25 protein-coding genes are annotated in these 23,453 nt (G+C 62.2%); 24 read left to right on the forward strand and 1 reads right to left on the reverse strand.

Annotated elements, in window-relative coordinates:
• Positions 1-127: 127 nt before the first annotated feature.
• The 10 genes from J7355_RS16405 to J7355_RS16445 all read left to right on the forward strand — a co-directional run bounded on the left by J7355_RS16405 (position 128) and on the right by J7355_RS16445 (position 11,486).
• Complete coding sequence (locus J7355_RS16405) at positions 128-625, forward strand: cytochrome c biogenesis protein CcdA (protein WP_209064646.1); 498 nt, start codon at positions 128-130, stop codon at positions 623-625.
• 69 nt (positions 626-694) lie between these two features.
• Positions 695-907, forward strand: a complete 213-nt coding sequence (locus J7355_RS17955) for a GDCCVxC domain-containing (seleno)protein (protein ID WP_280637641.1) — start codon at positions 695-697, stop codon at positions 905-907.
• A 48-nt stretch (positions 908-955) separates the two neighbouring features.
• A complete protein-coding gene (locus tag J7355_RS16410) occupies positions 956-3,379 on the forward strand; it encodes a cation-translocating P-type ATPase (RefSeq protein ID WP_209064648.1) in 2,424 nt (807 codons plus the stop codon).
• A 45-nt stretch (positions 3,380-3,424) separates the two neighbouring features.
• Positions 3,425-3,832: a hypothetical protein gene (locus tag J7355_RS16415; RefSeq protein ID WP_209064650.1), complete on the forward strand. Its 408-nt coding sequence runs from the start codon at positions 3,425-3,427 to the stop codon at positions 3,830-3,832.
• Between the two features lie 239 nt (positions 3,833-4,071).
• On the forward strand, positions 4,072-4,356 hold the full coding sequence (locus J7355_RS16420) for a hypothetical protein (protein ID WP_006911923.1): 285 nt from the start codon (positions 4,072-4,074) through the stop codon (positions 4,354-4,356).
• Positions 4,357-4,565: 209 nt separating this feature from the next.
• Entirely contained in the window at positions 4,566-4,913 is a 348-nt protein-coding gene (locus tag J7355_RS16425) for a hypothetical protein (RefSeq protein WP_006911924.1), read from the forward strand.
• 64 nt (positions 4,914-4,977) lie between these two features.
• The gene (locus J7355_RS16430) at positions 4,978-6,369 is read left to right on the forward strand and encodes a TolC family protein (protein ID WP_006911925.1); all 1,392 of its coding nucleotides are present in this window, start codon (positions 4,978-4,980) and stop codon (positions 6,367-6,369) included.
• Positions 6,362-7,879, forward strand: coding sequence for an efflux RND transporter periplasmic adaptor subunit (locus J7355_RS16435; RefSeq protein WP_021031448.1), 1,518 nt, complete (start codon positions 6,362-6,364; stop codon positions 7,877-7,879). Before J7355_RS16430 ends, J7355_RS16435 begins: the two co-directional genes overlap by 8 nt.
• Positions 7,873-11,109: a CusA/CzcA family heavy metal efflux RND transporter gene (locus J7355_RS16440; RefSeq protein WP_123657079.1), complete on the forward strand. Its 3,237-nt coding sequence runs from the start codon at positions 7,873-7,875 to the stop codon at positions 11,107-11,109. Before J7355_RS16435 ends, J7355_RS16440 begins: the two co-directional genes overlap by 7 nt.
• Before the next feature lie 137 nt (positions 11,110-11,246).
• Complete coding sequence (locus J7355_RS16445) at positions 11,247-11,486, forward strand: hypothetical protein (protein WP_123657078.1); 240 nt, start codon at positions 11,247-11,249, stop codon at positions 11,484-11,486.
• A 289-nt stretch (positions 11,487-11,775) separates the two neighbouring features.
• Here the strand turns inward: J7355_RS16445 and J7355_RS16450 are convergent, their stop codons facing one another.
• The gene (locus J7355_RS16450) at positions 11,776-12,183 is read right to left on the reverse strand and encodes a helix-turn-helix domain-containing protein (protein ID WP_006911929.1); all 408 of its coding nucleotides are present in this window, start codon (positions 12,181-12,183) and stop codon (positions 11,776-11,778) included.
• 88 nt (positions 12,184-12,271) lie between these two features.
• On the opposite strand from J7355_RS16450, the gene lnt reads away from it, so the two are divergent.
• From lnt to J7355_RS16520, 14 genes are all read left to right on the forward strand, one after another.
• Positions 12,272-13,810, forward strand: coding sequence for an apolipoprotein N-acyltransferase (gene lnt / locus J7355_RS16455; RefSeq protein ID WP_006911930.1), 1,539 nt, complete (start codon positions 12,272-12,274; stop codon positions 13,808-13,810).
• An 89-nt stretch (positions 13,811-13,899) separates the two neighbouring features.
• Positions 13,900-14,529 (forward strand): cation diffusion facilitator family transporter, encoded by a 630-nt coding sequence (locus tag J7355_RS16460; protein ID WP_006911931.1) that lies wholly within the window; start codon positions 13,900-13,902, stop codon positions 14,527-14,529.
• A gap of 42 nt (positions 14,530-14,571) precedes the next feature.
• Complete coding sequence (lspA, locus tag J7355_RS16465; protein WP_021031445.1) at positions 14,572-15,078, forward strand: signal peptidase II; 507 nt, start codon at positions 14,572-14,574, stop codon at positions 15,076-15,078.
• Positions 15,059-15,451, forward strand: a complete 393-nt coding sequence (locus J7355_RS16470; RefSeq protein ID WP_123657077.1) for a hypothetical protein — start codon at positions 15,059-15,061, stop codon at positions 15,449-15,451. Before lspA ends, J7355_RS16470 begins: the two co-directional genes overlap by 20 nt.
• A 68-nt stretch (positions 15,452-15,519) precedes the next feature.
• Positions 15,520-17,055, forward strand: coding sequence for a multicopper oxidase family protein (locus J7355_RS16475; RefSeq protein ID WP_209064651.1), 1,536 nt, complete (start codon positions 15,520-15,522; stop codon positions 17,053-17,055).
• 87 nt (positions 17,056-17,142) lie between these two features.
• Entirely contained in the window at positions 17,143-17,472 is a 330-nt protein-coding gene (locus tag J7355_RS16480; RefSeq protein ID WP_209064653.1) for a hypothetical protein, read from the forward strand.
• Positions 17,473-17,615: 143 nt separating this feature from the next.
• Positions 17,616-18,101 carry a DUF411 domain-containing protein gene (locus tag J7355_RS16485; protein ID WP_247740056.1) on the forward strand — a complete coding sequence of 162 codons (486 nt, stop codon included), beginning with the start codon at positions 17,616-17,618 and terminating at the stop codon, positions 18,099-18,101.
• 34 nt (positions 18,102-18,135) lie between these two features.
• Entirely contained in the window at positions 18,136-18,465 is a 330-nt protein-coding gene (locus J7355_RS16490; RefSeq protein WP_209064655.1) for a hypothetical protein, read from the forward strand.
• Between the two features lie 4 nt (positions 18,466-18,469).
• Positions 18,470-18,757, forward strand: a complete 288-nt coding sequence (locus J7355_RS16495) for a hypothetical protein (RefSeq protein WP_006911938.1) — start codon at positions 18,470-18,472, stop codon at positions 18,755-18,757.
• A 69-nt stretch (positions 18,758-18,826) separates the two neighbouring features.
• Positions 18,827-19,462 carry a peroxiredoxin gene (locus J7355_RS16500; RefSeq protein WP_209064657.1) on the forward strand — a complete coding sequence of 212 codons (636 nt, stop codon included), beginning with the start codon at positions 18,827-18,829 and terminating at the stop codon, positions 19,460-19,462.
• A gap of 147 nt (positions 19,463-19,609) precedes the next feature.
• A complete protein-coding gene (locus J7355_RS16505; RefSeq protein ID WP_006911940.1) occupies positions 19,610-20,245 on the forward strand; it encodes a methyltransferase domain-containing protein in 636 nt (211 codons plus the stop codon).
• 36 nt (positions 20,246-20,281) lie between these two features.
• Complete coding sequence (locus J7355_RS16510; protein ID WP_209064659.1) at positions 20,282-21,100, forward strand: VTT domain-containing protein; 819 nt, start codon at positions 20,282-20,284, stop codon at positions 21,098-21,100.
• Positions 21,097-22,284 carry a thioredoxin family protein gene (locus tag J7355_RS16515; protein WP_209064661.1) on the forward strand — a complete coding sequence of 396 codons (1,188 nt, stop codon included), beginning with the start codon at positions 21,097-21,099 and terminating at the stop codon, positions 22,282-22,284. The genes J7355_RS16510 and J7355_RS16515 overlap by 4 nt, the downstream gene beginning before the upstream one ends.
• On the forward strand, positions 22,271-22,897 hold the full coding sequence (locus tag J7355_RS16520; protein WP_209064663.1) for a protein-disulfide reductase DsbD domain-containing protein: 627 nt from the start codon (positions 22,271-22,273) through the stop codon (positions 22,895-22,897). The genes J7355_RS16515 and J7355_RS16520 overlap by 14 nt, the downstream gene beginning before the upstream one ends.
• The last annotated feature ends 556 nt before the right edge of the window (positions 22,898-23,453 follow it).

Genomic DNA, 23,453 nt, shown 5'->3' on the forward strand with positions numbered 1-23,453 from the left:
CGTCGTATCGTCTCGCATGGTGGTGGCACCTCTTCTGTCGTCTGAAATCAGTGATTGGTCTTACTAATTTCAGCAGGTGGGTGCCGCCTCCTTCAATCGCTCATACACCAGAAATGAGCGTAGCTCCTTGGCCCGTGCCGGCATGATGACCGGACTGGGCGTGCTCGCGGCCGTGATTGGCGCCCGATTCCTAGGCATCCAGCACGGCTTGTGGATGGCACTGGGCAGCTTGTATGTCGCACTCGGTTTGGCATATCTGGCGGGCGGCGCGCCGTGGCTGATTCGCCAGAGCGACCGGCTGCTGCCCCACGTCCCAACGACGTCCGGGGGCGCCGCGCTCGGCGTTTTGTTCGGCTTCAATATCCCGGCCTGCGCGGCGCCGTTACTGGCGGTATTGCTCGGTGGCGCAGCCGCCCAGGCCGCCGCCGGCGGCGGAATGGCCTATGGCGGCGTGTCCCTGCTGATCTTTGGCCTCGCATTGTCCAGCCCGCTCGTGCTCGCGGTGTTCACCCAACGTGGAAGGCGGCTATTGAATGCGATCGCCCGTTTCGCCGCCCGCATGCCGCGCATCACCGGCGCAGTGCTCGTACTACTCGGTGTTTGGTCCATCGGGCTGGCGTTGTGAGGCCGTGTCTTGCGAGCGCACAGCCGGGCAGTTTCTTTTCGATATGCGTATCTGCACGCGGAGTGACCTATGAGTACCGTGACGCTGGAAACCACGCTCGTTTGTCCAGCCTGCGGGCATAACGCCCCGGAGACCATGCCGACCGATGCCTGCCAGTACTTCTACGAGTGCGGTGGCTGCGGTGCCTTGCTGCGCCCCGAAGCTGGTGATTGTTGCGTGTACTGCTCTTATGGGTCGGTGCCCTGTCCACCAGTGCAGCAGGACGGCGACTGCTCATGTTGAGGCGAACACGCATTGTGCACCGCGCGTTCTCCATTAAAAGGTGATGCCATGAACAAGACAACCGCAAATTCCGACGCGCTTCACCCGTGGAGCGATGACACCACTGGCGATTCCGGCATCCGCAGCGTGCGCGCCCATATCGGCGGCATGCACTGCTCGTTGTGTACCGGCACCATCGAACGGGCACTGGGTGCCAAACCCGGCGTCCAGCGGGTGGCGGTCAGCCTGACCCACGAGCAGGCGCTGGTCGAATACGACGATGGGCAGACCGACGCCGAAACCCTGATGGGCACCCTCCAGCAGATCGGCTATACCTTGAGCGATCCGCGCAAGGTCGAGCCGTTCGAACGGCAGGAGCAGGCGCTTGCCATCGAGCGCAACCGCTTCCTAGCAGCGCTGACACTGAGCCTGGCCGCGGTGGGCCTGATCGTGGATACCACCAGCGCCTGGACCCTGGGCCTGTCGTCGCTGGTCTATGTCAGTCTGATCGGCTTCGGCTATGCCGTGCTGCGTGGGCGCGGCCACGCCACTGCACTGGCCGGCAGCGCAGGGCTGGCCGCCGGCGGGCTGATTCTATTCGCGCTGCGCGCGAGCGGCATGCTAGCCGGTTACGAGCCGGTGCTGGTCGCCGCGCTCGCGCTCGCCATGATGTTCGGGCTGGCCCGGCATATGCTGGTGATGGCTGTTCAGGCGCTACGCCGTGGCATTCTCAATCAACACGTACTGGTCGAGATCGGCGCCTTCGCCGGTCTGATCGGCGGGGCGATCGGGTTGGCAGCGCAACCGCCGGGTTATCCGACAGCGGCGTTTTTTGCGGTGTCGGTGATGGTGCTGACCTATCACCTGTTTTCCGAATGGCTGTCGCTGATCGTCAAGACCCGCAGCGCACAATCGGTCAAGCGGCTGCTGGATCTGCAGCCCGAGACCGCGCACGTGGTCACCGATGACGGCGAGCAGGATAAGCCCGTGGCGCAGGTTGCAGCCGGCATGACCGTGCGTGTGCGTCCTGGCGAGCGCATTCCGGTCGACGGCGAAGTGACTGACGGCGGCTCGGCGGTCGACGAATCGTTGATCACCGGCGAGCCGCTACCGGTGGAAAAAACCACCGGCGACAGCGTCGTCGGCGGCGCCATCAACGGCAACGGCACCCTGCTGATCCGGGTCACCGCGGTCGGCGACGACAGTTTTTTGCATCAAGTGATATCCAGTGTCGAAGACGCCCGCGCGCTCAAGCCCGGCCTGCTGCACATCGTCGATCGGGTGTTGCAAGTCTATACGCCGACGGTGCTCGCGATTTCCGCGCTCGCTTTTCTGGGGTGGGCCCTCGGGCCGCTGGCCTTCGGCGCCGACCCCGAATTCCAGCGGGCGGTGTTCGCCGCGCTGACGGTGCTGGTAATGGGCTATCCCTGCGCGGTCGGCATCTCCGCGCCGTTGTCGATCGTGCGCGGTGCCGGCGAGGCCGCGGACAAGGGCGTGCTGATGCGCACCGGCGAAGCCTTCCAGGCGTTGCGCAAAATCGACACCGTGGTGTTCGACAAGACCGGCACGCTCACCGAAGGCCGGCCGGCGGTGCGTGATATCCATGGCGTCGATGGCAACGACGACACGCTGCTGGCGGTTGCCGCGGCGGTGGAAGCAGCGTCGGAGCATCCGCTGGGCCGGGCCGTGGTCGAAGCCGCACTTGAACGCGGACTGGGTTTCCCCGACGTGGCCGATTTTCAGGCCGAGTCCGGCCGCGGCGTGACAGCGCAGATCGACGGCGAGACCGTGCGGGTCGGCAGCCCGGCGTTCCTGAGTGCGGCCGGCATCGCGTTGGATGCCTTGCAGGAACGCATCGACGCTGCCGAACAACAGGGCCACACGGTGATTGTCGTGGCCCGCGGCGATCGCTTGCTCGGCGCAATCGCGCTTGGCGATGCGCTGCGCGCCGACACCGTCGATACCATCGCCCGCTTGCACGAGTTGGGCATCCGCACCGCCATGCTCACCGGCGACAACAAGCGCACTGCGACCCATATCGCCAAACGTGCCGGCATCGACGACGTGTATGGCGGCGTGCTCCCCGATCAGAAAGCCGAACGTCTGCGTGACATGCAGCACAACGTGCGTCTTGCGATGGTCGGCGACGGCATCAATGACGCCCCGGCGCTGATGCAGGCCGATATCGGCATCGCCATGGGCTCAGGCACCGACATCGCCATCGACGCGGCCGATATCATCATCCTCAACGGACAGCTCGGTGCGGTCATCACGGCCTGGCAGATCAGCCGCTGGGGCTATCGCAAGATGTTGCAGAACGTGGGCCTGGCTTTTTTGTTCAACGGCATCGGTATTCCGCTGGCAGCCACGGGCCTGATTTACCCGGTGTGGGCCATGGTCGCCATGGCGGCCAGCGTGACCGCGATCTTCGTCAACTCGCTGTGGCAGCGGCCAACGATGTTTTTCGATGCGGTGGCGAGTGTGGCCGACTGAACGAAAAAGCTCGCCGTTTATCGATTTTGACATGGAGCCGAGCCAATGAGAGTGGAACGACAAGTGTGGTCGCTTAATCGATGGCAGACCATTACGCTGATTGTATTGCAACTTTTATTCGCCGCCTGCGCGACCAGCGTTCTGATTTACCGCGCCCAAGGCTGGGCGCCGGAGGTGATCAATTTCGGGTGGCTATCGTATCGCGCCTGCAACATCTATATCTCCCTTGCTTTGGTCGCGTACTTCGTCGTTGGTTTGTGGCGAGGGCATCGTTATATCGCACCGCTGCTTACGCTGTTCGTGCTGTTTCATTTGGTTGAGGGGGCGATCATCGGCTTCTGGACCAAGGCGATCCTGCAACTCGCGGCGCTCGGTGTGTTGAGTTGGAGTATCTGGCCCGCGCTTCGTACGCCCGCGCCGCTGAAAAGCAGTTCAACCAACAGGGCGAGATGACCGGACTTTGGAATCAACGCCGAAAACAGGCAAAAGCGACGCTGCAAACCCATGGCCTCAACCGTCGCCGCTGCCCCGGGGGGAAGTCCGTGCCGCCGCATTGTCGTTCCCCTTACCGTTGTTGCCATCGCCAGTAACCGGGCACCACGGATTGTCAGGCACGCCGGCGCAAGGATCGGGCATGGGCGGCTGATCGGGTAACGGCAGCAGTTAGGCCCCGACGGCGCGTTCGTGCGCACATGGGGCGGGGGCCGTTCGGGGTCAATATCTTTGGCCCGTTCAAGGGTTGGTTCACCACCGTCAACTCGGTCGCCGTCGGCCCGCAGGGCAACGTGTTCGCCGCCGACTTCTATAACGATCGTATCCAGAAGTTCGATGCCGAAGGCGACTATTTGACGGCCTTCGCGCCGGATAACGTCGGCGGGCCCGGCCATACCGAAACCACGGTGGCCGTGGCCGCCGACGGAACCGTATTTTCCGCCAACTTCAAGGGCAACCGGGTGGAAAGATGGCAGCGCCCATGACTTGCACCATCTGCGATTAACTTACCCCGACGGCTGCTGCGTTGCCCGGCCCTCTTAATCTGTTCGAGGAATAACCAAGCCGAATCCGTCACGACAGCCACACCGGCAACGTGCTCGGCTGCCGGGCTCAGGCGCCTGGGAGAAAAACTTGACTCCGTACCACAGTCCGGACTTAATGTTTACGCTTGTGGCATGAATAGGTCGTTATCTTGAAATCTCCGGTTGCCTTTCGTCTATGGGTGTTCGTACTGGCGGTACTTACCGTGCTGCCCGCGCTCGCCTTGGCGACAAGTGTTAATGCGCAATCGCTGGATCAGAAAACGGCCCAGGCTTCGGTGGTTCCCGTCACCGATACCGCGGTCATGGCCGATAGCCATTGTAACGGCGAGATCTTTTGCCAGGCGCCTTGCGCCGTCGGCTGTGTTGCCTTGGTCGACATGCAAAAACCATTGCCGGTTACGGTGACAGCCAGGCAGCGCCCGGATGCCCAACCGGGCCATCCCACACCGCCCCACGACCACGAATTGATTCGCCCCCCGCTCATCTCCCGGATCTAGCTCTTTTCCAGGGCGCGCGCATTGGCATGCGCGGCTCTTGTTCAGCATTTTCCGGAGATGACACATGTCCCCTGGCATATTCACGCGCTATCGGCGCGCGCATGGCGGCGCCCGCGAGTGGGCGTTCGCGACAATACAAGAAATCGCCTGCGTCGGCGTGCTGCTGGCCGCCGTCCTGTTGCCCGCCACGCAGGCGCTGGCGCAAGACACCGCGTATGACTCGGCGCGCCTCGAACCCGACACGCTGGTCGCGTCGGTTCTCGATCGCAACGCCGGTCTGGCCGCGATGCGCTCGGCGGTCGACGCCGCCGAAGCGCGTATCGAACCCGCCGGGGCGCTGCCTGACCCGCAACTTTCGGGTGCGGTGGCGCCGGAGACCATTGGCGGCTTTGAAACGCCGTCCGGACGTGAGCGCAGTACCAATATTCGTTTCGAGGTCAGCCAGGATTTTCCCTGGCCCGGCACCTTGGGTCTGCGCGCGGACGCTGCGCGTAAAGAAGCGCTCGCGGCCGACGATAACGTCGCGGCGGTGCGGCTGCGCCTAGCCTCGGCCACCCGCTCGGCTTATGCCGAATGGTATTACGTACACCAGGCGCTGGAGATCAATGTCGCCAATCAAGACTTGGTGGATGAGCTGCGCCGGATAGCGGAAAATCGCTACGCTGCGGGATTGACCGGCCAGCAGGATGTGTTGCAGGCCGAGGTTGAACTCCAGCGCCTGAAACACCAGGCCATCAAGCTGCGACGCATCAAGCGCAGCGTGCGGGCCAAAATCAACAACCTGCTCAATCGAAAGGCCACCGCGCCCGTTGCCGGGCCGGCAGGGTTGCCCCTCCCCGGAAGCTTGCCGCCCTATAGCCGCTTACGCCGCAGCGCCCTGTCCAGTCATCCCGAACTGGCGCAAATCCAAAAGCGCATTGCCGCCGATGAGGACCGCGAAGCGCTGGCCAGAAAAGCGTTCTATCCCGACTTCAAGGTCTTCGGCGGCTATAACAGCCTGTGGGACGCCGGCGAGAAACGCTGGATCGCCGGTGTCGGTATCAGCCTCCCGCTGGACCGCAGCAAATACCGCGCTCGCCTCGACGAGGCCAAAGCCGAGACCATGCGCACGGAATACGAGCTGGCAGACCGCCGGACCACGCTGCTGAGCCAATTGGAACAGGCCCACGCCGCGGTGGAGGAAGCCAAGCACGCCATCGCCTTGTACGAGAACGAGCTGATCCCGCGCACGCTGGAAAACCTGGGCGCCGCCCGATCCGAATACGGCGCCGGCGGTGGCGCGTTCCTGGATGTGATTACCGCCGAGCAACGCAAGCTCAACGCGGAACTGGAACTGGAAAGCGCCCGCGCGGACTACTTCACCGCGCTGGCTGAATTGAGGCGCTGGAGCGGCGGCGAGCTGACAGGCATCACGGTGCCGGCCGCCATGAATTCCGAGGAGTTTATGCATGAATAAGAGATTAGTGATCAGCGCCCTGATCGCGATCCTGGCGGCGGCCGGCATCGGCGGCTGGCTGCTGTTGCGCGACGCGGGTGGCGCCGACGCCGGCCCGGCATCCCTGGCCCAGGCCCCGACCTACCAATCGGGACCGTTTCGACTCGCAATTGCGGTCTCCCCCGAAACGCCGGTGGTCGGTAAAAACCGGCTGGCCATCCGGCTAGAAGACAGCGACGGCAATCCAGTCTCCGGTGCCAGCATCAAGGCGGTGGCCACCATGCCGGCGATGGGGGGCATGGCGGCCATGCAGGCCCCAGCCGAGCTCGAAGAGACCGAGCCGGGGCGCTACGCGGGTCCGTTCAACCTGAAAATGAGTGGTGCCTGGCCGCTAACCCTGCAGATCAAGAAGGCCGGCCTCGGCAAAACCCGGATCAGCTTCGACCTGGCGACCGGTCGACAGGGCTTACAGCTCGCCACCGGCGGCCGTCGCCTCGGCGGCGGAGCCAAGGGGGAAATGGATTCAGGCGGGCAAGTCGCCGACGCAGCTTCGGACATGCCCACGATCAACCTCGATAACCGCCGGCGGCAGCTCATCGGCCTCGAGACCGGCAAAGTCGAACGTCGCCAGCTGGTGCGCGAGATTCGCGCCGTGGGCGAGGTGGTCTACGACGAAACCGAGTTGAGTGATGTCACGCTCAAGTACGACGGCTGGGTCGGCAACCTGAAGATCGACTACGTCGGCGCGCCGGTCGAGCGCGGCCAGATGCTGTTCGGCATCTATAGCCCCGAGTTGTTCTCGGCCCAGCAGGAGTATCTGCAGACCCTGCAGCGGCTGTCCCGCCGCGGCCCGGACGACAGCCTGGTTCAGGCCGCCCGCCAGCGGTTGATGCTGTGGGATATCGCCCCGGCGCAGGTGCGCGCGATCGAGCGGCGCGGTGAGCCGATCAAGTACCTGCCGATCCATGCGCCGGCGACCGGCACAGTGGTAGAGAAGAACGTGGTCGAGGGCTCGGCCGTCAAGAAAGGCCAGATCTTGATGCGCATTGCCGATCTGTCCACGGTCTGGATCGATGCCCAGGTCTACGACAGCGAGCTGCCGCTGATCGATGCGGGCATGACCGCCGAGGTCACCCTGCCCTATCTGCCCGACGCCCACTACGAGGCCGAGGTCGACTACGTCTACCCCTACTTCCAGGGGCAGACTCGCACCGGCCAGATCCGCCTGTCGTTGCCCAACCCGGACGGGCGGCTCAAGCCAAACATGTACGCCGAGGTCGAGCTGCAGGCCGATCTCGGGAAGCGTCTGTCTGTACCCGAGTCGGCGGTCCTGTTCTCCGGCGACGCGCGCGTGGTGTTCGTGGACCTTGGCGACGGCCGCCTGCAGCCGCGCTACATCGAGACCGGCCAGCGCAACGAGGACTACATCGAAGTCACCTCCGGGCTGGAGGCCGGCGAGACGGTCGTGACCTCCGGTAACTTCCTGATCGACGCCGAAACACGCCTGAAGACGGGGATCAAGCAATGGTGAGCGAAAAAATGCACGGCGCCGGCGACCGGCCGGACTGGATCCAGCGGCTGATCGCGTACTGCGCGCGTAACTGGCTACTCACCCTGATCGTGGTAGCCGCGGCCACAGCCTGGGGCTGGCGCTCGCTGGACGGCGCGCCGCTGGACGCGATCCCCGATCTGTCCCCTGTGCAAGTGATCGTGTTCACGGACTGGCCCGGCCGCAGCCCGGACCTGGTCGAGGACCAGATCACCTATCCGCTGGTCACCTCCATGCTCGCCGCGCCCAACGTTGAATCGGTCCGCGGCCAGAGCTTCATGGGCCTGTCGTTCGTCTACGTAGTCTTCGAGGGCGGAACCGACATCTACTGGGCGCGTTCGCGAGTACTGGAATACCTCAACTCGGCGAGCAAGGACCTGCCGGAGGGCGTCAATCCCACCCTGGGCCCGGACGCCACCGGCGTCGGCTGGGTATACCAGTATGCCTTGAAGGATACATCCGGTAACCAGAATCTGGCCGAGCTGCGCAGCATCCAGGACTTCAACATCCGCTATGCCCTGGAGGCGGTCGACGGCGTCGCCGAGGTGGCCTCGGTCGGCGGCTACGAGAAGGAATATCAGGTCAACGTCGACCCCAACAAGCTGGCGTCTCAAGGCTTCTCGCTGGACCAGGTGATCGAGGCGGTGCGCGAGTCCAACAACGATGTCGGCGGCCGGGTGCTGGAGGTCTCCGGCCACGAGCACTTCATCCGGGGCCGCGGCTACGTGAAATCCGTCGATGATTTGAAGCATGTCGTGCTGGGCACCGGGCCCGGCGGCACACCCGTCACCCTGGACCAGGTCGCCGACATCCACCTCGGGCCGGCCATGCGCCGCGGCCAGGCCGACCTCAACGGCGACGGCCTGACCGTAGGCGGCACCGTGGTGATGCGCTACGGCGAGAACGCGCTGGACGTGATCGACCGCGTCAAGCAGCGCCTGGACGAGGTCCGGGCCTCGCTGCCCGAGGGCGTGGAGATCGTGCCCGTCTACGACCGCTCCTCGCTGATCGAGCGTGCCATCGACACGCTCAAGCGGATTCTGACCGAGGAGATGCTCATCGTCTCCGTGGTGCTCCTGGTGTTCCTGCTGCACCTGCGCTCGGCGCTGGTGGCCGTGATCACCCTGCCGATTGCGGTGCTGCTGGCCTTCATCCCGATGTACTACCAGGGCCTGACCGCCAACATCATGTCGCTGGGGGGCATCGCCGTGGCCATCGGCGCCATGGTGGACGCCGCTATCGTCATCATCGACAACATCCACAAGCGGTTGGCCGCCTGGCAGTCTGGCGAAGCGCCGCCCGAAGAGCTCGCCAAATCGCGCACGGCGGTGATCATCGAAGGCATGCAGGAGGTGGGACCGTCCATCTTCTTCTCGCTGCTGATCATCGCGGTGTCGTTCCTGCCGGTGTTTGCCCTGGAAGGCAGCGAAGGGCGTCTGTTCAAACCGCTGGCCTATACCAAGACCTATTCCATGTTCTTCGCCGCGCTGCTGTCGGTCACGCTGGTGCCGGCCCTGGCCGTGCTGCTGATTCGCGGCAAGATCCGCGGCGACAAGAGCCGACTGAACCGTGGCCTGCAGCGGGCCTACATGCCGGTGGTTCGGGCCGCGGTCCATGCCCGTTGGCTCGTCATCGGCCTGGCCGCGGCGGCCCTGGTGGCCACAGTGCCGGTGTATCAGCAGCTCGGCAGCGAGTTCATGCCGCCGCTCAACGAGGGCTCGATCCTGTACATGCCCACCGCCCTGCCCGGCATGTCCATCGAGCAGGCCAATCAAACGATTCAGACCATGGACCGCCGGTTGAAGGAATTCCCCGAGGTCAAGCGTGTGTTCGGCAAGGTCGGGCGCGCCTCCACGGCCACCGACCCGGCCCCGCTGAACATGTTCGAGATCAACATCATGCTCGAGCCCAAGGACCGGTGGCGCGAGGGCATGACCTGGGACAAGCTGATCCAGGAGATGGACCAGGCGATGGACTTCGCCGGCATGCCCAATATCTGGTGGATGCCGATCCAGACCCGCACCGAGATGCTGGCTACCGGCATTCGCTCGTCGCTGGGCATCAAGGTGCTCGGCCCGAATCTGAAAAAGATCGAATCCACCGGCATCGCCATCGAACAGGCTCTGCAGGAAGACCCACGGACCGCACCGTACACGCGCAGTGCCTTCGCGGAGCGTACCACCGGCGGCTACTTCCTGGACTTTATCGTGGATCGGGCCGCCGCCGCCCGCTACGGGCTCAACGTCGGCGACGTCCAGGACGTGATCGTCGCCGCCATGGGCGGCCGTGCGGTGTCGCAGACGGTCGAGGGCCGCGAGCGCTACGACATCCTCGTGCGCTACGCGCGTGGCTTTCGGGATGACATCCAGTCGCTCAAGCGCACATTGGTCACCACCGCCGACGGTGCCCAGATCCCGATCTCCCAGGTGGCCGACATCGAGTTCACCACCGGGCCGCCGAGCATCCGCGACGAAAACGGCCAGCTCGCCGGCTACGTGAACGTGGATGTCAAATCCGAAATCGGCATCGTCGACTATGTGGCCAAGGCCAAACAGGTGGTCGCGGACCAGGTCGACATCCCGCCCGGCTATCGCCTGGAGTGGGCCGGCAAGTTCAAGTACTACCAACGGGCCGCGGCACGCCTGCAAATTTTGGTGCCGCTGACCATCGGCCTGATCTTCTTCATGCTGTTCATGCATCGGGGTTCGCTGGTCGAGACCGCGATCATCATGCTCAGCCTGCCGTTCTCGCTGGTCGGCAGCGTCTGGCTGCTGTGGGCGCTGGGCTACAAGCTGTCCGTAGCAGTCGCCGTGGGCATTATCGCAGTCTCCGGCCTGGCCGTGGAGCTGGGCCTGCTCATGATGGTGTATCTGGATTTGTCCTGGCTGCGCTACCGCAACGAAGGACTGATCCACAGCCACACGGACCTGATCGCGGCCATCGAAGTCGGCGCTACCCACCGCATCCGGCCAATGTTGATGACAGGCCTGGCCCTGTTCATGGGGCTGATCCCCATCATGCTCAGCCACGGCTCGGGCGCTGAGATGATGAAGCGCATTGCCGCGCCCATGCTCGGCGGCGTGGCTTCGGCGCTGGTCATGGTGCTGATCGTGTTCCCTGTGATTTTCTCGTTCTGGCGGGGACGCGGTTTGTCGCGGGAGGCCGACACGGAGTCGGGCACAACCAGACCCGGAGGACATCGTGACGCTTGATCGCCGCCGATCAATACAGAGACTCGCGTGCCGGATAGAACGGCGGGTGACAGACCCTGGGCACAGCGCCAGCCCCCCGGCATCCGTAGCTTCCACAAATCGAGGACCTCGTTTCAACCACGCTAAGGAGCAAGACCATGAAAATACTTGAAAGCATCTACCTCACTCTCTTCGCCCCGTTCGCCGGCATCGCCAACGCCGCGGAGCAAACCGGGCCCGGCCGGATGGGCGAGGGCGGCATGATGGACGGAGGAATGATGAACGGCGGCATGATGATGGGCGGGCCGATGATGTTCGCCTGCATGCTATTCGCGCTTCTTGTCCTCGTCGTGCTGGTGCTTGCCATCGTGGCGCTCGTCAAGTATCTGCGCAGCTAGACCGGTCATGGGGGCCGGAAACTACCGATCGTCGATGGCCCGTCAATATTCGCCATGAACGAGAGCGACCACACCCGTCGGCGGTGGATGGCGAGTGTAACGAGTATCGGCGCATTGTCGCCGGGATTCCTACTCGTCGGCGTTAAAAACGAAGCTGAGATTGATAACGATAGAGATGTTGGCACCATCGTGACAGCGCGAAAAGCCCATTTGACGTTGACGGGGTCATCTCACGAAACGGAAAAATCGTACGCTAACTGCGACGCTTGTCCGCAGCGTATCGGCAACGCTAGTGGTTATTCGCCAGGGCCTTGACGATGCGGCAATCTTCGATCCGCCCCCCATGGCAGGCATGGATCATATCGTCCAGTGAGTTTTCCAAAGCTTGCAAGGTCGCAAGCTTGTCACGCACGGCTTCAAGATGCTTTTCTGCGAGTCGAGCGACGTCTTCACAGGAAGCCTCACTCTGATCGGCATGTGTCAGGAGCGTGCGTACATCGTCTTGGCTGAAACCCAGTTCCCGGCAACGTTTGATGAATATGAGCCGTTCAAGGTGAGATGTGTCGTAATAGCGCTGACCCCCCTCACTGCGGCCCGCTTCCGGTAGCAGACCTACATCGCCATAGTAGCGGATCGTGGCCACGCCTACGCCCGTGCGTCGGGCGAGATCGCCAATACGCAGATCGGATTGCGTCATGAATACCTCGTGCTTGAAGCTCTAGCAACTCGAGGATTTATCGTGGCGCTCCTATCGCCCGCTGGCAACTCAAGCGTAGGAATATCGTGTGTGCAAGCAAGCATTGATCAACCGCGTGCCGGCGCGCAACATAACAGTATTCCCGGGCCTGCTCGCGGTCTATAGCGTGGCTTTGCTTGCTGGCGCGCTTCTGCCGCTAGCTTTCGCGCCGTTGGGTTGGTATTGGCTCGCCGTGCTGTCGCCGGCTGCTCTATTCCTACTGGCCGCCCATCTACCGAAACGCCAAGCGCTCTGGACGAGCTATTTCTTCGGCCTGGGTTACTTCGGCGTAGGCGTGTCCTGGGTGTTTATCAGCATCAGTCGCTACGGCAGCGGGCCTGCGCTTGCCATGTTCCTCACTGCGGCCTTTGTGGCCTTGTTGGCCTTGTTCCCGTGGTCAGCGATATTTCTCGTGCGCACCTTATGCTCGCGGACGGGTGGTTTCGCACTGTGGCTTGGATTGCCGGCGGCATGGGTATTGAGCGAATGGGTCCGGCTCTGGTTCCTGACCGGCTTTCCTTGGCTTTTTCTAGGTTACAGCCAGATCGGCACACCGCTTGCCGCAATCGCACCGGTGTTTGGCGTGCTGGGCGTGAGCTTTGTTGTGGCCGTGATGGCAGGTGCTCTGGCGTGGACGATGCTTCGTTTCAGCTTGTGGCGCCTGGCAATCACAAGCGGCGCACTGGTGGCGCTATTGCTCGGCACATCACTGCTTGATCGTGAATGGACCGAGCCGGTCGCCAAACCCCTGTCCGTCGCGCTTGTGCAGGGGAATATGAAACAAGACAGGAAGTGGAAGCCGGAGGCGCTCGCGTTCACCTTGAGGCGCTATCGAGCGCTTACCCAACCCTACGCGGGAACCGACCTTATCGTCTGGCCGGAAACCGCCGTGCCGGCGTGGTTCGGTCAAGCCTCTGAATATTTAGACCGATTCCAAACACGCCTCGGCGCACGCGGATCGACCCTGATACTCGGGATTCCCGTGCGCACCGACCAAGGCCAGGCATACAATGCCGCCGTCAGTTTGGCTCGTCCGCGTCGGTTCTATTACAAGCGCCATCTGGTGCCCTTCGGTGAATACGTCCCACTGCGCGGACTCGTCGGCCCATGGCTCAATATCCTGGGCGCGCCGGTAGAAGACTTCAGTGCAGGCCAGCGACCGCGACTGCTATATGCCTCCGGCGTGCCCATCGGTGCATTGATTTGCTTTGATGTGGCGTTCGGCGCTGAAGTCGCCGACCTGCTCCCGGCCGCGCAGTTGTTGGTCAACCTGAGTAACGACGCCTGGTTCGGGGATTCCCTCGGGCCGCATCAACATCTGCAAATTGCGCAAATGCGCGCCATTGAGACTGGGCGTCCGCTCTTACGTTCAACCAACACCGGCCTCACGGCCATGATCGACCACAACGGTCAAGCGCTGGCCCGCGCGCCACAGTTCGAGTCGACTGTTTTGCCGGCAGAGGTTACACCGCGCACGGGGACCACGCCCTACGTCCGCTGGCGGGACAAGCCGGTACTGGCTTTCATTGGGATCGCGCTGAGCATGCTCGTTTGGGCAGGGAAAAGGCAAAGGGATTCTTCGCGCTGACTGCTTGACCCTTTAGTTGCTAGAGGTTTTATCGTCGCTATATGTTCAACAGAGTCGGTGCACGATTGCGCCGGTGGAGGTAACACGCGATGGCCGATTGCGGCTGTGAATTCGAGGCCGAAGACCAGGCCCAACAAAAGGCGCTCTACTGGCTGCTGGCGATCAATGGCGTCATGTTTCTGGCTGAATTCGGGATTGGTTTGCTGGGCGGCTCCACCGCGCTGATCGCCGATTCACTCGACAACTTCGCCGATGCGGCGGTTTATTCTGCCGGGCTGTATGCGGTGGGGCGCGCCGTCCATCACAAGGCGCGCGCGGCTTCCATTGGCGGCGTTGTGCAGATATTGCTCGCTTTGTTCGCCTTGGGCGAAGTGGTCCGGCGGACCGTTATGGGCAGCGATCCCGAGCCCGCCTACATGATAGCGATGGGCTTGGCGGCACTTGTCGCGAATATCACGTGTTTGCTCATCATCGCCCGCCATCGGGAAGGCGGCGTCCATATGCGCGCGAGTTGGATCTTTTCGGCCAACGATGTGATCGCCAATGTTGGCGTCATTGTCGGCGGCGCGCTTGTCTACTACTTCGACACGCGTTACCCCGACCTCATTATCGGTCTGGTCGTTGGTTTCATCGTCCTACGCGGCGGTGTCCGCATCCTGAAGGACGCGCGCAAAACGCGAGACGAACTTCAGGCATCGTCGCCCACGGGAGCCCTTTGACGTGGCGATATATACGTGCACTGCGAACAGGAGTCACAGCTCGTGTCTACGGGGTCGATAGGCGGCACGCTGAAAAGTGCTAGCCCGACCGACAAGCTGCGGTGGCTGGGGTTGTCTCTTGCGCTGCTGCTCGTAGATCAAGCAGCCAAGTACGCGGCCAGCACCTATCTTGACTATGGTGAGCGCAGAGCCGTCACAGAGTTTTTTAGCTGGACACATCTACATAATACGGGTGCCGCATTCAGCTTTCTGGCCGATGCGGGTGGGTGGCAACGGGCATTCCTGATCGGTGTCGCCGTTGTCATATCGGCCTTTCTGTTGCGCTGGCTGTGGCGCGGGGTGACTTCGCAAGGTCAAGGGATCGCGCTCAGTGCGATTTTAGGCGGTGCGCTGGGCAACTTGACGGATCGCCTGCTACGCGGCTACGTCGTGGACTTTCTCGATTTCCATTTCGCACAGTACCACTGGCCGGCATTCAACCTGGCCGACGTCTGGATCACAACCGGCGCTGCATCACTGATGTGGGCACATGCAAGATACCGCGAGTGAGCGTATCGGCCCGATCGCTGAGTCCCGGCTCGGGCTGCCCGAATCCCCACCGCTGGCCGGGCACGCTAGAGTAATTTTGAATGACAAGTACGGCTCGATACCTGAATCTCTACCGACCAAAAGCATGGAAAACACCATGAAGCTATTCGTAGCATTGCTGTTGAGCCTGCTTGGCTCCATTATCGGGATCGCCCCTGCCGCGGGACAGACCGGCCCGGGCCGCATGGGCGACGGCGGTCTGATGAACGGATCAATGATGCAATGCGGCATGATGGGTGGCCCGATGATGGCCGCGTGGGTGCTGTTTGCACTTCTCGTGTTGAGCGTATTGGTGCTCGCCGTGGTGGCGCTGATCAAATACCTGCGTAGCTGATGACGACTATCGACCCCAGACGCCGCATGCTATTGCGTTGCGTGGGCGGCCTTGCGGGTATCACCGCTTTGACGCCCACAGCTCTGTTGACGGCGTGTAAAGACAACGCGGCCGCGGGTACGAAACGCGAAGGCGCGGGCCATTACGGCCTCGAAAATGGCCCCTTCGACGTCGACATTCGGCTGCGCGCGCGTCCGGATACCGTGCCCATTTTGCCCGGCACGCCAAGCGAAGTCTGGCGCTACACGGCCGAACTGCGTAATGGCCCCGCGGATACCATCACCCCGGTGGGCGACAGCTACACCGGGCCGCTGATCCGGCTGCGCCGCGGCCAGCGTTTCCACGCCCGGTTGGAGAACAGCCTGCCGGAGGACACCACCGTGCATTGGCACGGGCTGCACGTGCCGCCGGATGTGGACGGCCAGCCACGGCTGCCGATCAAGCCCGACGAAGCCATGACCGTAGCCTTCGATGTGCGCGACCGCGCCGGGCTGTACTGGTACCACCCGCACCCGCACGGACCGGACGGCGGCCGGGTGGGCTTTCAAAGCTATGCGGGTTTGGCCGGCCCGCTGGTCATCGAGGACGAGGCCGAGCGCGCCCTGGGGCTGCCGGCCGGGGATCAGGAAATGATCCTGGTTCTGCAAGACCGCCGCTTCGCCGGCGACAACGAGTTGACCTATATCGGCAGCGGCATGGGCACCATGATGACCCGCATGCGCGGCTTTCTCGGCGACCGCATCCTGGTCAACGGACAACCGGATAGCGCACGCGAAGTCGCCACCCGGCCGTACCGTCTACGAATACTCAATGGCTCCAACTCGCGCATCTACAAACTGGCCTGGAGCGACGGCCGGCCCATGACTGTGCTCGGCACCGACGGTGGCCTGCTGGCGGCGCCGCGCCAATATCCCTTCGTGGCCCTGGCGCCGGCCCAGCGCATCGATCTGTGGGTGGATTTATCCGCAAACGACCCCGGCGATGAACTGCGCCTGCTCAGCGACAGCTACCAGGCCGGGATGATGGACAACATGATGGGCGGCGGAATGATGGGTAGCGGCATGATGGGCGGCGCAGACCTCCCCGCAGGCACACGCGTCCCGTTACTCGCCTTGCGCGTAACACGGCGCGAACGCGGCAAGGAACGACTGCCTGAACGTCTCGCCGAGGATTTGCAGACGCCACCGGTCGAGCGCGACACCCCGTTGCGCCGCTTCAAGTTGGGCATGGTCATGATGCGCGGCTTCGCCATCAACGGCCGCCGGTTCGAAGGCGCCACCGTGGCCGACCACGAAATCGTGCCCCTGGGACACACCGAGGTCTGGGAATTTGTCAATGACTCCATGATGCCGCATCCCATGCACGTGCACGGGCTGCAGTTCGCGGTCGTCGGGCGAGAGCAAATCGGCGGCCGCCGGGGCTGGAGCGGTCTGGCGGCCGGACTGGTCGATTCCGGGCTACACGACACGGTGCTTGTGTTGCCGGGCGAACGCGTGCGTGTCGCGTTGACCTTCGCCGACTTCGAGGGGCTTTATTTGTATCACTGCCACAACATGGAACACGAGGATAACGGCATGATGCGTTACTACCGCGTTCGTTCATAAACCGAGTTACTATCGTGTATAAAAAACCTCGACTCCGTACCCGGCTTCAGTCTTGTAAAGATAAAATCCAAGCCCTATAGTTTTTATATGAAGCGGTTCATTGCCCAATTGCTCGTGATGATCGTTATGCTCGGCAGCGTACTGGCGAGCCCCGCGGTCATGGCATGGTCCATGGAGTCCGAGACCCGGATGGACGATTGCGCACTTTGCCAGAACGAGTTGTCGAATCAGCCGCATTCGGCATCGGCTACCGCCAGCTGTGCCGTGGCCGCCTGCGCGATGGTCGCCAGCATGAACCGTACCGATATACCGGTTTTTCATCCGGCGCCCGCGGCGCTGTTTCCTTCCCCGTCCGCCCATCGCGGCCGGCTGCTGGATGGCCCCGATCCCTTCCCTCCGCGTGACCTCCACGCCTGATCCGACGGGCGCCTAACGCGCCACGTTCCTCGGATTCTTCCTGGCGGTCGCTCGGGCAATTTGTGCCCGACCGCAGCGCTCCGCAGCACACGATCGTCGTGACCCGACGAAATACGGGTAATGCGAAAACCGTGCCCCTGAGGATGAATCCGGACACATCGATTCAAGTCACGTGGAGTCATATTCCGATGAAGAACATTCTAATTCGCGCCATAGCGATGTGGTCGCTCCTGGCGTTTGCCTCGGCCTTTACCGGCATCGCTTTCGCGGCGCCGATCCAGGCCGCCCTGTATCACAACCCCGGCTGTATGTGCTGCGAGAAATACGCCGACTACCTCAATGAAAACGGTTTCGACGTCGAAGTGCTCGACACCAACGATATGGCCGGCATCAACCGTCAGCACGGCGTGCCCGCCAAGCTCTCCTCCTGCCACACCATGATGGTCGGCAACTATGTCGTCGTCGGCCATGTGCCGGCGCAAGTAATCAACAAACTGCTGGACGAACAGCCCGATATCCGTGGCATCTCGCTGCCCGGAATGCCGATGGGATCCCCCGGCATGGGTGGCGAAAAGCAGGAACCTTTCGTGATTCACACGCTGAGTGATGACGTTTACACGACGTATTAGGCCTGTCTTCAGGCAACCATCGAGGAAATCAATGGTGAAAAGCTGCAATTCCGAAGCATCGACTTCGTCGTCCGACTCGGGTCATCCGGCCCGGCGCTGGCTCGAGCCACGCAGCGTGCTCGTGGGCGGCTTGGTCGCCGCGGTAATCGGGCTCGTATTCAACTGGAACTGGGTCGTGGCCATCGGGGCCGTGCCGCTGCTGTTCATCCTGCCCTGCATGATCATGATGGGCTGGATGATGTGGAGCATGCGACCGAAAGCTACTGATGATTCAACGGCCCGACAGGAACCAAACACGCAAACCCGTTATTCACAGCAGACAGCGCCGTTGAGCGCGCCTTCTGCACAATCCAAAGAGGACTAGAACCATGCGTACAACAGTAAAAACGATTATTGCCGCCGCTCTGATCGCGGGCGCACCCGCCGTACTCGCCGCCACGCCAGGCGACGATACCCAGTCGGCACCCGCGGACAACATGGGGCAGATGATGCAAGACGATAGTGAAAAGGGTCATGGCATGGGCATGAACAACAAGGACATGCCGATGATGAAAATGATGACCCGGATGAACGACATGATGGAAACCTGCAACAAGATGATGCAGAGCAAGATGGAGAATATGAACGGCCCGGACGGTTCGACCGACAAGGGCTAGACACGAATGCGCCGGCGGCCCCAATCCCGGTGGCCGCCGGCCTCTTCTTGATCGAACAGGAGTATAGAAATGAGCTTACATCTAGGCGATACCGCCCCGAATTTCACCGCCGATACCACCGAAGGCGAGATCGATTTCCACGAATGGCTTGGCGACGGCTGGGGCATGTTGATGTCGCATCCGGCCGACTTCACACCGGTGTGCACCACCGAGCTGGGCGCGGTCGGCGGTCTCAAGGAAAGGTTCGCCCAGCGCAACGTGAAAGCCATCGTGGTCTCGGTGGATTCGGTGGATGATCACAAACGCTGGTCGGCCGATATCGAGGAAACCCAAGGCCAGTCCGTGAACTTCCCGATCATCGGCGACTCCGACCGCAAGGTCGCGGAACTCTACGACATGATCCACCCGAACGCCGGCGACACGTCGACCGTGCGCAGCGTGTTCATCATCGATTCCAACAAGAAGATCCGGATGACGCTGACCTATCCGAAGAGTGCCGGGCGTAATTTCGACGAGATTCTGCGGGTGATCGATTCGTTGCAGCTGACCGACAACTACAAGGTCACCACCCCGGCCAATTGGCAGGACGGCGACGACGTGATCGTGTCGCCGGCGTTGTCCAATGAAGAAGCCGAGAAGCTGTTCCCGGCCGGCTGGAACGAACTCAAGCCCTACCTGCGCATGACCAAGCAGCCGAACAAGTAACGACTGAGAGTGTGCTGCCCCGGATACAGGCGCGTCGCGTTGCTGTATCCGGGGCGTTACCGGCGATCACGTCATGAGCCGTCCGCGCTGGGTATGGACCCGATCGATGCATGACGTCGGCCATCCAATCAAAGGCTTGTTTCCGACATGCAAACCCAAGCTCCGTACCAAGAGGTTGTCGCGGAATACGCTCGGATTGCGGGCCGCTATGATCGGAAGTGGTCGTTCTATATCGAGGCGACGATGCAGGAGACGATCGCGCGTTTGCCGCTGGGCGAGGAGGATCGATTACTCGATGTGGGCTGCGGAACGGGCGCCCTGCTTTATCGTCTTGCGACCGTTCATCCCCCAACTCGGCTCGTGGGCGTGGATCCGGTACCCGCCATGCTCAAAATCGCGCGCCGCAAACTCCCGTCTGATATAGCGCTTCATGAGGGATGGGCAGAGCAGCTCCCATTTGCCGACGCACAGTTCGACCTCGTCGTTTCCTGCAGCATGTTTCACTACGTCGCGCGGCCGCTCGACGCGTTGATCGAAATGCAGCGCGTGCTGCGACCCGGCGGCCAGCTCATGCTCACGGACTGGTGTGGCGATTATCTGATGTGCCGGCTGTTCGAGCGCTATCAACGGCTGCGCGCTCATGCGCACGCACGGACCTATCGAACGCATGAGTGCGCTCGAATGCTCAAAGAAAGCGGCTACGCCGCCGTGCAGATCGAAACCTACAAAATCAACTGGCTCTGGGGGCTCATGACCGCCCGTGGTACCCATGTTCAAGCTTAATTTCCTACCGAAACGAAAAGATCGGCGAGAAGCCCGATGGCGATGAACGCAGATTTGCTGTTCGTCTGCCTGGCGTTGGCCGCACTGGGCCTCGTATTGTTGGCCGTGGTCTTCCGCACATTGCTACGCACCGCGCGCAGCGGGTGGCTGATAGCGGCTGTGGTGCTAACCGCGGCATTGCTTTGGATCGATATCGTTATCCTCTGGTGCTTGGTCGAATACACCCTGTTTGCTGTCGATTTTAGTAGCGATGGTTTGCACGCGCTCCTTGAGCGCGCTGGTCCCTGGGCGCCTGCGGCTTCCATCGGCCTGATGACGGCTCACTCTTTCGTGCCGTTTCCGGCCGAGGTGATCGCAATCGCCAATGGCGTCGTCTTCGGCTCCGGGCTGGGTGTACTGCTCACCTGGGCGGGTGCAATGATCGGCGCAATACTGAGTTACGAGATCGCAAGGGCCCTGGGCCCGGCCGCACGGTCACGCTTGGTTCCGCTGCGTTACCAGGCGCGGTTGGATGCATTCGTGAGTGATAGCAGTATTACGACACTGCTGACCGCGCGCCTGATACCGATCATGTCCTTCAATCTGGTCAATTACGCCGCGGGACTCGCCGGCGTGCCGCGATGGACGTTCGTCTGGACCACCGGCGTGGGTATTTTGCCGCTGACCGTACTGAGCGTACTGCTCGGCAGTCAGGCGCTGCACTTTCCGGCCTATATCTGGATTCTCGCAGGCATTGCCGCGCTGATCTTGTTTGGCGCGGCGCGACTCACTCGATCGCGTGTCGCATATGAGAACGACGGCCGTCGCGCCAAATCCGAGACCCGGAATCGCCGCCGAGAAAAGACCACACGATGACGATCTGGACGAATCTCCTATTGGCGATGTTTGCCGGCGTGCTGCTAAACCTCACGCCGTGCGTTCTTCCCGCTTTGCCCATCAAGTTGCGCACGATCGCACGTGTGGTGGGCAACGGTTCGCGACAACGCTTTTTGGCAGCGATCGCGCTGCTGGCCGGCACGCTCACCTTCTTCGGCGCGCTCGCTTTGGCGACCGCCATGCTGAACTGGACCTGGGGCACCCTGTTCCAGGCGTTCTGGTTTCGCGCGGCCCTGGCTTTTCTGCTTGCCGGCCTCGGCGTTTACAGTCTCGCGGGCCGCGGCGTGCAACCGCCCCAATGGGTCTATCGCGTCCAGGGCAACGGCTATGCTGAACCCTACTTTGCGGGTTTTCTCGCGGCCGTCTTATCCGCGCCCTGCACCGGACCTTTCCTGGGCGGCGTTATGGCATTTGCTCTCACGCAGACGCCAAGCACGATCTTTGCCCTGTTCATGGCGGTGGGCGTTGGGCTGGCCTTGCCCTACCTCATCCTCCTCGCGCAGCCCGGGCTATTGACACGTATACCGCGCAGCGGCGTGTGGCTGTCGCGAGTCCAGCAGGTCATGGGCTTGATCCTTCTTGCCGGCGCGACATTCTTTGCAACAACCGTTCTCGTCGAGCGCGTCGGCACCCTGCTGTGGACCGCCTGGCTCGGGACTCTGGCTTTCTGGTTGATCCGTGCATTGGTGGTCGGCCCCGGACTCGGCGCACGTTTGGTACCGGCGCTCGTTTTGGTGATTGGCCTGAGCGGCGCCGTCGCACTTGGCTTTGATGGGAACTCGCACGGCCAGAACGCGCTACCTTGGCAACCGTTGACCGAACACGCGCTGGCTGACGCCCGCGCCGTAGGCGCGCCGGTGCTTGTCGAGTTCACGGCGGATTGGTGTATCAACTGCAAGGTTCTGGAACAAACCGTTTACGCCGACGCCACGATTGCGCAAGCCGTCGATGCAGCCCAGATGCGCGTTCTACGCGCCGATCTCACCCGGCCGGACGCTGCGCTTGACGCCTACCTACGATCCTTCGGTGGCGCCGGCCTGCCTTTCGCCGTGGTCTTGAAGCCAAACGGGGCGGTTCACCGGCGCCTACCCGATCTATTTACGGTGGGCACTTTGAAAACAGCCATCGAAACCAGTGGAGAGCAGACGCGTGTCGACCCGTAAAAGTTTTGTCCTCACTTGGCTATTGCCAGCGACCATCGCTATCACGGTCAGCGGCCTTTTTCTTTTCTGGCAATGGACAGTGCCTGGTACGGAATCCGAAGTGCAATCGACGACCGACCAGTCGACCGTTAATACCCGGGATGGCAAGCAGGACGTTGTTGACCTCTATACCGCGTCAGAGTCATCAACAGCCTCGAAGTCCGTCCCACCGCAAACACAGCGTTTTAGCGCGGCCCACGTGGATCTCGATGCAACGCGCGAAGGCGATACGATCCAAATAGAACTGGACATCGCATCGGAGTGGCATATCAACGCCAATCCCGCCTCCTTCGACTTTCTTATTCCGACCGACATCAAAATATTTGCGAACGGCGTGCTGTTATCGACCGAGGTTGCGTACCCAACGGGTGAGGAACTCAGCGTCGGCCTCGAAGACCCGATCCGGGTGTATTCGGGCAAGGTTAAGTTGATAGCGGCCCTGGATGAAGTTGTCGACAACGACGTACCCACCGTCGAGGCTGTGGTACAAGCCTGTAATGACTCGGGGCTTTGCCTTCCGCCCTCAACGCTTTCTACGTCTATTCCGAGCACCGTGAACCCATCGCTACCTTAAGCTGCATATGAGCTTCAAAAAACCTCTAAGGCCTCCGGTCGATAATGCAAGCAAAGCGGAGAACATGTCCGACCTTGCATGCGTGCGCTTCGCGCCTTAGAACCACCCAACCTCGATGATTTAAAACTTTCTTGCTCGAGCAAAAACTTAGGCGACGGCCATTGCTAGCCTCGTCTATTTTGATATAGTCAACATGATGCGTGCCTTCTTGGTTCTAATTTTGCTGTTGCAAGCTTTGGTCGCCCAGGCGGGCGTTCCGGGGATATCTTGCCTGCACGATTCCGAGCACGCTAACGCGGAAACATCCGCTGTTACGAACCCGGGTGCCACGGCCAGCGGGCATTCACACGCGACCAAGCACGTCGAGGGTAGTGGCGACTCCCCATCGCATGATCGATGCTGTTGCTCGGTCATGGGCCATTGCTCCTCTAGTGCGGTCGACACCAGCTTCCCAACCGATGCGCTGTTTCCCCCTGCGGCGCACTTGGTAAGCCGTGCGCTTGTCGCGGTCGCCCCCGGGTTCGACCACCCCCCCTATCGGCCGCCGTCTATCCGC

Origin of the sequence: Endozoicomonas sp. G2_2 (assembly GCF_017744135.1) — a bacterium.
Taxonomy (GTDB): domain Bacteria; phylum Pseudomonadota; class Gammaproteobacteria; order Nevskiales; family Salinisphaeraceae; genus Salinisphaera.